Origin of the sequence: Petrocella sp. FN5 (genome assembly GCF_029210395.1) — a bacterium.
Classification (GTDB): Bacteria; Bacillota; Clostridia; order Lachnospirales; family Vallitaleaceae; genus Petrocella.
This window is the reverse complement of record NZ_JARGDP010000033.1, coordinates 22279-32617: the sequence shown is the minus strand read 5'-3', so window position 1 is coordinate 32617 and position 10339 is coordinate 22279. Positions and strand designations below refer to the sequence as shown.

The following is a 10339-nucleotide window of genomic DNA, read 5'->3' as shown; positions in this document are numbered from 1 at the left end:
TATATCGGCATTTGCCTTCATTTTACCCATCCATTTTAATGACTATTCTATTACAAAAAAGATGTCTTGACTGATGTACTGGAGTAAAAGAAAATGAGCTGACTCGAATTTCAGAGACAGCCTTTAGCATTTACATTTGATTGGTTACCTCAACTTGAAAATTGGATGCTATGGAACCGGTATGGTTTACTTCGATATTGTAAGCCACATTTAAAGTCACTTTATCCATTTCCTTATGAAACTGAATATCTGTCGTCCTAAGAAAAATCTCAAAAACACCAAATGGTGTTTCATAAGGGGTGAAATGCTCTTGGTCTTTCTCAAATATAAGTTGTGTATTGGTCGCACCGAATCTTAACACACTAACCTGTGCTGTATCAATTTTAATGGTTGTAGATGTAACGACGTCTTCATCAAGGGCAGTGTCTTCATATTTAATATATGTCTTTCCGTTTTTTTCAAAATACTGTCCTGTTGTGATCATCTCAATGGCATCATCTTCAACCAAACTTCCTTGGATACCTTTGACTTTTATAAGTACATTCTTATTCATCGGATCACCCACTAAACACAATCATCTATTGCAAGCTGAATCAAATGGTCAATCAACTCACTTCTGGTAATTCCCTCAGCTTCAATCAGCATGGGATACATACTTATATCTGTAAAGCCAGGAAAAGTATTGATTTCATTAAAGACCACTTCACCGGTATGATTCTCAATGAAAAAGTCCACTCTTGAAAGTCCTCGGCCATCAACTGCTTTAAATATAGCTATGGCTGCTTCTCTAATCTGCTGTCTGGTTGCTTCCGGCATGTCTGCAGATAGTATCGTTTTTGACTGAGGGTTGTTGTATTTTGAATCAAAGTCATAAAACTCATCTGCGGATAAGATTTCTCCAACATCGGAGGCCTTAACCTCCAGATTGCCAATAACTGCACACTCTACTTCTCTTCCTTGTATATTTTCTTCTATAAGAACTTTTCGATCATGTATAAATGCATTCAAAAGCGCTTCATGCAAAGTAGCCTTATCTATCGCTTTGGACACACCAATGGATGATCCTGCATTTGATGGCTTAACAAATACCGGGTACCCTAATTTGTTCTCCACTTTTTCCTTTATGGTTTCTTTATTATAGCTTTCTTCGTACACACCTATATACTTAGCTTGACGTATACCAAGAGGTTCTACGACCAACTTAGTATAGAATTTGTCCATAGAAACAGCCGATGCCAATACACCACATCCTACAAAAGGAATCTTGGCAAGCTTTAGCAGGCCTTGTATAGAGCCGTCTTCCCCATATAAGCCATGTAATACCGGTATCACAACATCCACTTTGAAATACTCCATAGCCTCTTCTCTTTGGATTAAAAGGGATTTAAGTGTGGCATCCGGTAAAAGTGTTGCAGAAATATTGCTTTTTTCCCATGCTCCAGATAGAATATCTTCCATGCCACCTTCTACCAATAGCCATTTCCCTTCTCTTGTTATACCAACAACTTTGACTTCATAGCTGTTTTCATCCATATATCCAAGGAAAGTCAACACCGACCTTTTTGATATGTCATGCTCCGTGGATTGTCCTCCAAATATTACCACAACATTTTGCTTCATTTTATACCTCTATTAGCACTTAGCTATTCTTCTAAATATTAATCTATTATGTATATTTCTTACCTTCTACATTCTATATCCTTTTATCCAATTATTCAAGAGCCGTAACCCATATATTTTCAAAGTAATAAGCTTGTTTTCTATCTAATTTTTAGTGTTACGGATAATTTCCTAATCTATTATAGAATCTTCAAACAAGTGTTTTACTGAATGCGCAAACTCGTCACCTGCGCCCCAATCAAAATTAAAAATCATGCCTTGCGATGACCCTGAAGATATGGTTTCAATCTCAGTCACCTTATTAAAGTTATTGATGGCCACTACTAAAGATGCCCTACTGCTGTTTCTCATAAAATATTTTTCATAGATGACAATAATGGACCTCATATTTCCAGCTACATCATGGACTTTTTCATAAACAAGTTCTTCATCCATACCTCTTTTTAAATACTCAAGTGCTTCAAGTGGTGTCTTATTCACCTTAAAACTATATATACTCATTAGTACCTCTTCTTCTACCTTAGTGTCTGGTTAGTAATTTTACAAAATTGTTAATTTAGTTTACCATCATAATATAACCTTTCCAATCAAAATTCTAACATTGATTTCTACGAGATACAAGCTATTGTGAGTTCTATGAAAACCATCTTACCATAGTTTTAAAATTCATTGTACCTTTTCTATTAAATTCATATGCTTAAAAAGCCAGTCCATTTAGGATTGTGGCTATTAGACTTTAATATACCTAATTTCGTCGGCTAATAACCCCTCCATGACTATATCGCAAGAACTTTATCCCCTACACATCTGGTTTTTACTTTTTCTAATGTCTATGTAAAAAATGAGATTAAATGATGCCTCTTAGTTTCTTTGTGAGGCAATATTTCTAGACTATGAACCACTTTCATGACCGCTTGTTTACTCATGATATCTTCTATTGCGTTGCATGTTCACCACTAACCCTATAGCTACTGACAAACATGAGTTGGATTAGAAGACATGAAAACGCGAAGGTTATATTATCCTATGATTCGTATTGTATCAATTGTGTTGGAAGCAATGTCTCTGTCATAGAGCTCTACAGTTCTATCAATCGCCTTGACACCACACATATTAGCATAGGTTAGAACTGAAAACAGCAAAAAAATAGTATGACGCATACGCGCCATACTATCTTCTATAAGGACTATTTTCCGACTGCCCCCTTTTATTTCTTATCGCCAAATAGCTTGTCACCTGTACGTATGATTATGAATATTGTTACAGTAGTAATGACATAGTGAAGCCATCTATCAAGATCTAAACTATCCATGATTATAAAAATTAATGCTACAAATATACAATCAAACAATATATTAACTATTTTCAATGTCATACTCCTTTACGTTAATGCCTGACATAAGTCATGAACGGACCTTTTCCACCACCAGCGGTTTGCCAAGTATATTGGTCATATATTGAAGCGAATCTGTATTTGTAGACCAAAGGAGGGAAAGACACACCTGAGAGTAATTCACTAGCTATTGAACCTACACTTCCTGCTATTGCTGCTGTAACTACACTTGGTACAAGTGCATAGGCAAACAAACCTGACAAAGCACCTGCGCCGCCAACTACTACTAATCTTGTCGCAGTTGAACTTAACCAGATTTCAATACCATCCCACATGAAAGTTATCTTTGTAACACCACCAGTAGTTAATGGAGTTCTGGAACTTCTTGAGTAAGTTGTTAATCTTTCAATTGTCAGATTTTCTGACATAATAGATTGATCATTAATCATAGCTTTGGTATCAAAGCCTGCATCATCGTATGCTTTAATTATCTTCTCGTCAGTAATTGCTATTGTAAAGCCTTGTTCCAAACTTAAGTTATTAATCTCATTCTGTATAATTATGTTATTAAGTGCCTGTACATGCTGTTTGGCATAAGAGATACTTTCTTTGTTAAACAATTTTCTAACTTCTTTGCTAAGATTGAGCTTATATTGGCCATTTTTTATTGTAACATACTTTTGAATTTCTGACATATCATCAGAATATTTTTCGTAATTCTCATATAACATAAAACTACTGTTTTGATCCTTGGCTGCATGTAATTCAGTATTAACTGAAGCAATCATGATAACCATACATAATAATATTGAAATATTTTTTTTCATTATACTCTCCTAATAGCTAAGTTGATTATGTTCCCGACATGTCATGAAAATTGTACCATATAGAACAAAATTAGAGATAGTGTAGATGGTAACTAACTTACATGACTAAAGTAACCCCTTGTAATGACTAAGGTAATTACAACTGTTAAGTCATTAAAAATGGCCTTCTTCTCAGATGTTTAACTTCTAATCTCTCAAAACATCTACTTTTTTAGCCTTTTTGTTCTCCAGGTTTTCTGCCGGATGGTGTTCGAAGACTTTTTTAAGACTTGACTTGTCGAGGCTCAGATGATGGAGGCTTTCTATAAAAGACCTTTGGCATTATGACGTGTTGATAAGTCATGATTTATTGGCGTAATTCATATGCTGAACAAATAGCAAATGGAAGTTATCCACTGAAATCAAGATTAAAGGTGATTTTCATGGTGAAATTACACTGATTTCGCCAGTCCCTAAAAACAGAAACTATCAACATGCATCAAATGCAGTAAAAAAATTAAGTTCAGCGAATGTCACAAATTCATGGAATTAGGTGAGTCGACTGAATCGTTAAAAGTAGACAAAAAAAGTCAGACATCCGTCTGACTTTTCCCCTTTTAATGCTATGCTTGATCCTACATGAGCTTTTCTTTTTTTATGGCTCAATGGTAACAGTTGCTCTGTCACCAAGATTGAAACTGTCTTTTATCAGCATCCCTTGAATCATTGGGGCATCTGCTGTAAAAGTGCCTGGTGAAATCACCCTAGCAAAGTAGAACATTGGTCTATAGTTTTCTGTATCTTTATATACACCAAACTTCACGCTTTGATCTTCTATATCTCTATACCAGTAATAATCATCTTCCAAACCGATATCCCAAGGGTTCTCCATTGGTACCAGACCGGATGGTGCATAATCTGTGATGGTATAGCTTTGATCGATGGCATTTTCATCAATTTTCCAATCTATAATTACTTTGACGATATCACCGGTCTTAAAGTTCCATTTTTTTTCTCCGGTTTTATAATCTTCATAACTTCTTGAAACCGATACCTTTGTATCCTGCTCCCGATCAATCAGATCGTAGCTGTCATATTTCGCAACAACCAAAACGTCCGATGTCACATCCACAATCTCAAAGGCATCCATTTTAGCAGATGGTAATGTCACCGAAGCGCCCCACCAATCTTTAAAATCTACGTCATAGTTAACACCATCATAGCGATAGGTTAATGTTGCTTCATTTTTATTGGCTGATTCCAAGCGAATATCAATAAAATGAAGGAGATCCAAATGGTTTAAATAGGTTTTTGAGTGTCTTGAGGTCACATAATTAAACATATCCGGAGCATCTTTGTCATTTAACATGGCAAGTAGTGGCAGCACCATGGAGGAATGTTTAATCTGACTTTCTTCATCGTTTGCATAGACGACTCTCGCCTGATTATCAAAATGCTCCACATGTGGCTTAATAAACTCTCTGTATTGTTTTTCTGCCATAAAATCATCCCCAAGACTGCCATAAGCCAAGGCTACAATAATATGATCTTCAAAACTCAGATTACCTGATATTACATAATCATTTAACTCAAGTAGCATAGGCTCACCCAGCCTCGCTAAACCATAAATTATAAGTCCTCTCGAGCCGGAATTTTTCTTAAAAAGTCCATTGTGTAGAAAAGCTTTAACTTCTGCAATCTGCTGATCATTTTCCAAATAATTAACCAGTTTTACAGTTGTTGCAAGATCTATTTCACTATAAGGTAGTAAGGTTATGCCGCCTTCGTCTGTAATATAATCTGACAATTGAGCTTCTACGTCCGGCAATTGTATGTTAAATATTGAACCCAGTCTTTCTTGCACCACGGATGCTAGGTATATCTGATCTACTCTTTTACCTTCTGAATAATATAGATTGTATAAAGTCGATATATATTGACCTGCTGAACGATCAGCAAAAGTTAGGGTTGTCATTCCTTCTAAACCTGTTTCTATTTTTAAATTCTTAGTTGCTTGATAGGTATCCGTAACAGCCATCTTCTGATAGGTATTTTTGACGTGAATCGTTTCCACATAACTGTCTGTAAGGCCAGTTTCTGTCTTAGCTGTTATCCGTATAGCATAATCACCTGCTTCAAGCTTCCATAAAGGCAGACTGATTTTCTCAAATGCCTTTCCTGTAACTGAAAAAGTGTAATCCATATCTTCACTTGCAACCTCATATTCAATAATCTCATCTTCTTTTATAGCGTTACCATACCCGGCAACATTGACATAAGGTTGGTCCCCAACAAGGTAGGTCCGGTTCATGACGGGATTAATGAAAAACGGTAGGGTTACTTTTAATTCCTTTTTCTCTGAACCTGCATATAAGCTTTCTGATAAGGCAGCTGTTGTAATACGCCATGCTGTTACATTGTCTGGTAGCTTGAAACTGATTTTTCCATAGCCTTGATCATTAAGCTTCAAATTCAAGAACAAAGCTGTGTCTTTAAATTCAGAACGCACACTTAGATTTCCTGTTGCTGAATCCAGTGCCATAGAAGTAGGCTGTTCTGGCGCCACTTCTGTTTTGGCCATATCCATACTCTCTGTCATCATACCATAGCCTCGTAAACCAGCAAAAATCGGTCCGTTTGGATAATTGCTGTTATTATGTGAGCCCTGTTTAATATGAATGCCACTTGAAACCATACCGTAAAGACTTTCTAGTACATTAATTTCCTGCTCATTAAGTGTAAACAATGCTTCATCCACAATACTCAGATTCGCTATACCACTTGGGAGGTTTCTGGTGGTACCATCTTCGTCTTTGTAAGTTGCTTTAACCTCTATGATCACTTCTTCCCCCGGTTTGTAGGTTGTTTGATCCGTTGTCACCTTCAAGTCAACCTTAAAACGCTCTTTATTCACGCCTATATTTAAACCTTCTGTTGTTAAATAAGTTTCTCCAGTGAAGCTTACACCTGTGACTTCTACATTCGGCATAAAGACTTTTTTGTAAGTCGTATCCAAACTTGGTTGATCTGTAATCTTGATTTCTTTTACACCATCGGTGCCAAACATGGTCAAATACTGAAAACCTGCTAGATTTCCTGCCTTATCCTTAAGAGACAACTTCATAGTCTCATCAAGATCATAACTTTCTTGATCCGCTTCAATATATACCCTATTATCTGCTACATATTCAAAAAAATCATGGTTGTTAAAATAATGGGTTTGCTCTATTTTACGGCCATTTGTATCTTGAGTTTGTGTCACCAAGCTATAGTGTACAAAATCTTCTTTGGGTAGTGTCAACTTTACCTCAGCAACGCCAAGGCTGTTGGTTTTAAGTTCAACAGCTTGGTAGTCTGTTGTTACCAAGTTGTACTCATATTTTTTTACCACTACCTTATGGATGAAATCATAACTTTCTCCGACTTCCGTCTTCACCCATTCGTTTTTCTTGACAATACCTTTTATGACATGACCTTGCACGCCTTGTCCTAAGAAATCATTCGAATCTTCTGCCGTACCATTATTTAAACGTTCTAACGTAATCTTGTTCACATTTGCTTTTATTGTAGCATCTGTTTCTTTAAGGGTTGTTTCAATACCCACATGAATATCATTGGCAAAAATTCGGATATTCTCTGAGTGATGGATTTCTCCGCTTTCCGGAAGGGTCGCAAAAATATTAATACCACCATAATGATCACCTTGATACCCTTCTTGATAGACGGGTGTATACACAAATTGAGCATTGCCTACTAAATCCGTTGTAATCTGACCTTCTGCATGACCTATACCATAAACATTATATTGAACATTCACACCTGAAACCGGTGTACCTTCAAAAAAGCTGGTGTTCACCTTAATATTCAATGATTCATCAACAAATATGGCTTCCTTGTCTTTGATCAAATCCATTTTGTAATCTGGCTTGACATACTTATCAACTGTTATGTAATGGGATGCCAATGTTTGATCATCCATCATGATATTCATCTGGTAGCTACCTGGTTCAAGATTCGGTAACTCCAACCCACCTTTATAAAAGCCATTTTCAAGTTGTACATCTTTTTTTATCAAAGGTATCTGTTTGTCCATACCCGGCCAATAACTTCTAAAAAACCAATTCTGTTTGGTTACTTCAACGCGAACCTTATTCGGATAGTCCCCAGTTTCTCTATTCTGAAGAAAACCAAAGAAAGCTACTTCATCGTCTGGTTGATAGAGCCCGCGATCCGTTTGAAAATAAGTCCAATAATCCTGTTGATCATATCTATACCCTTTATACTGATAATTCAAGCTCTCCATGTTGTTATAAGACAGATGATAAAAAGCCATGTCATCCGTGGTATTGTCCTTAAATACTGCCAAACCTTCTTGATTGGCTATGGCTGTTGTTGAAGTCCCCATAATCGATACTTTTGCGCCTGAAGCCGGTTTTTGAGTTCCTAAATCATGCATCCAAAAATAACCCTGTGTATGATCTGCAAAATAATAGTAACTTAGATCCGTAATCTGCAAAAATGTCTGGAATTGCATGTCTTCCCATGATGATTGAACCACATAGAATCCGGGTTCTAACATAGTAGGTAATCTAAGATTATCTTCATAACCATCTGGTGACTCTAAATTCTGTTCAAATTCCAATACCTTTTTAAGGCCTGATGTTCCACTTTCTTCAGGCATCTGATTGAAATTTGACCAAATCGGATAGTTGCCATAATCTTTTATGGCCTCAGAAAAGCGCTCAATTGAATCATAGGCATAAACTTCTGAGGTGATTTTCATATCTGCGTTTTTATCATAGATTGAAAAATTAAAAGGTATGAATAAGGATTCTTTCGATGAAAAATCGTTTAATAGTCTTCTGTAATTAAAATAACCTTTTGGTTCTTTAAACAGTCCACTGTCTGTTGAAGTTGTTTCAAAAGAGAAGACATGATTTTTTGTTAGGGTTTCACCTGAACCTTCAAGGGGCAAACCTGCTTTGACTGTAACCGTGTACAAGGTTTCCGGTTCTAGTTTCCTTGGTACAAAAACCATTGTATTACCATAGGATTCGAAATATCCGTTAACTCTTGGCTCAATTACAAAATATTGTGACAAGTCTTTTACTTTTCCATTAAAATATAATTCGATACCGCTATCTGTTGGTACACCGGTAGCTTGATGTCTAGGTAAATTGCCCACAAGAGTAAAAAGACTTTTTGTTTGAAATACCCATGAAGTATTCCCTACTAAAAACTTATATACCTGATTTTCCTCTAGTGGCTTGGCAAAACTAAGCACCAATTGTTCATCCACTTCTTCTAAGTCAAAAACAACTTCAGGTTTTATAATCAACTGCTCTTTGATTTCATCTAAAGTCATTTCCTTCCCTTCTTCAAAGCCAATTAGAAAAGTTGTCGTAACATCAATCCCTCTACTGTCAATTTTTGTAGGGGTCAGGGACACACCGTCTCGAAAACTTTCTGCATAAACATACCCTGAATTGTTTCCTGTAAAATACTGATAACCAAATAATCCTGTAATCATAACAACAATCATTGTGAAACTAATGATGACTCTTTTATCCATTTCAATCTTCCTTCCCAACATATAGTTATAACTTAACTTTACCGGAGAATCTCAAGCGTATTTAAACACTATCTCACGCATCTTAATGAAATCCTATCATCGGGATGGTTAAGCTCTTAGTACCTTTATTTTTTTGACGAATTCATTATAAATATGTTCCAAGATTGATTAATATTACAGAATGATTAAAACCGTCTCACCATTAAAATGGACGAGACGGTTTTCTATCATTGCCTAAGCCGGCCTTTATTCTATTATTTTAATATCAATCTTTTCAATAATCACATCTTCAATAGGTTTTGTGTTAACTGCTTCTACTTTTACTATGGCATCTACAACTTCCATACCTGTTTGCACCTGACCGAATACAGTGTGCTTACCATATAACCATGGTGTGCCACCTACTTCTTTATAAGCATTTATCATTTCCTCCGGAAAACCACCTTGTTCCATACTCAGTGCCACTTCTTCAGTTGGATTGGACAGTTGAACGATAAAAAACTGGCTGCCGTTGGTACCTGGTCCTGAATTGGCCATACATAAAGCCCCTCTATAAGGGAACAAAAGTCCAAACTCATCTTCAAAAGGCGTACCCCATATACTTTCGCCTCCGCTACCGGTACCTGTAGGATCCCCACCTTGTATCATAAAGTCATCTATTACCCTGTGAAAAATCAACCCATCATAATAACCGTTTTCGGCATGGGTTTTAAAATTCTCCACAGCCTTTGGAGCAACTTTCGGAAAAAGTAACATCTCAATCACACCATGATTCGTTGTCATCGTTGCGAGTATATCGCCTTTTTCTGGTGCCTTCATTTGTTCAAAATTCATAAGCTCATTTAGCTCATTGTCCTCAATATTTTCACTGTTTTCATCTACTTGCTCATCCTTTAGTGTATTTTCGTTTTGACATGCTGCCAATACAAACACCATGGTCCCAACTAGAATGCCTATCAATAGTGTGTGTTTTAAGTTCATAAAATTCGCCTTCCTTAAATCTTCTTA

General features: G+C 36.3%; 7 protein-coding genes. All 7 read right to left on the bottom strand.

What is annotated here, in order from left to right; translation table 11 throughout:
• Window positions 1-130: 130 nt before the first annotated feature.
• Window positions 131-553, bottom strand: a complete 423-nt coding sequence (locus P0N36_RS09465) for a DUF1934 domain-containing protein (protein WP_275842599.1) — start codon at window positions 551-553, stop codon at window positions 131-133.
• 11 nt (window positions 554-564) lie between these two features.
• The gene (locus P0N36_RS09460; RefSeq protein WP_275842598.1) at window positions 565-1620 is read right to left on the bottom strand and encodes a D-alanine--D-alanine ligase family protein; all 1056 of its coding nucleotides are present in this window, start codon (window positions 1618-1620) and stop codon (window positions 565-567) included.
• Window positions 1621-1791: 171 nt separating this feature from the next.
• Window positions 1792-2121 carry a DUF6054 family protein gene (locus P0N36_RS09455; RefSeq protein WP_275842597.1) on the bottom strand — a complete coding sequence of 110 codons (330 nt, stop codon included), beginning with the start codon at window positions 2119-2121 and terminating at the stop codon, window positions 1792-1794.
• 518 nt (window positions 2122-2639) lie between these two features.
• Window positions 2640-2789, bottom strand: a complete 150-nt coding sequence (locus P0N36_RS09450) for a hypothetical protein (RefSeq protein WP_275842596.1) — start codon at window positions 2787-2789, stop codon at window positions 2640-2642.
• Between the two features lie 217 nt (window positions 2790-3006).
• Entirely contained in the window at window positions 3007-3780 is a 774-nt protein-coding gene (locus P0N36_RS09445; RefSeq protein ID WP_275842595.1) for a hypothetical protein, read from the bottom strand.
• Between the two features lie 634 nt (window positions 3781-4414).
• A complete protein-coding gene (locus P0N36_RS09440) occupies window positions 4415-9331 on the bottom strand; it encodes an Ig-like domain-containing alpha-2-macroglobulin family protein (RefSeq protein WP_275842594.1) in 4917 nt (1638 codons plus the stop codon).
• 246 nt (window positions 9332-9577) lie between these two features.
• The gene (locus tag P0N36_RS09435) at window positions 9578-10312 is read right to left on the bottom strand and encodes a peptidylprolyl isomerase (RefSeq protein ID WP_275842593.1); all 735 of its coding nucleotides are present in this window, start codon (window positions 10310-10312) and stop codon (window positions 9578-9580) included.
• Window positions 10313-10339: the final 27 nt, after the last annotated feature.

Excerpts from the sequence above, each read along its gene's own strand:
- P0N36_RS09435 (WP_275842593.1), bottom strand. The coding sequence starts at position 10,312 with ATGAACTTAAAACACACACTATTGATAGGCATTCTAGTTGGGACCATG.
- P0N36_RS09455 (WP_275842597.1), bottom strand. The coding sequence starts at position 2,121 with ATGAGTATATATAGTTTTAAGGTGAATAAGACACCACTTGAAGCACTT.
- P0N36_RS09445 (WP_275842595.1), bottom strand. The coding sequence starts at position 3,780 with ATGAAAAAAAATATTTCAATATTATTATGTATGGTTATCATGATTGCT.
- P0N36_RS09440 (WP_275842594.1), bottom strand. The coding sequence starts at position 9,331 with ATGGATAAAAGAGTCATCATTAGTTTCACAATGATTGTTGTTATGATT.
- P0N36_RS09450 (WP_275842596.1), bottom strand. The coding sequence starts at position 2,789 with ATGGCGCGTATGCGTCATACTATTTTTTTGCTGTTTTCAGTTCTAACC.
- P0N36_RS09460 (WP_275842598.1), bottom strand. The coding sequence starts at position 1,620 with ATGAAGCAAAATGTTGTGGTAATATTTGGAGGACAATCCACGGAGCAT.
- P0N36_RS09465 (WP_275842599.1), bottom strand. The coding sequence starts at position 553 with ATGAATAAGAATGTACTTATAAAAGTCAAAGGTATCCAAGGAAGTTTG.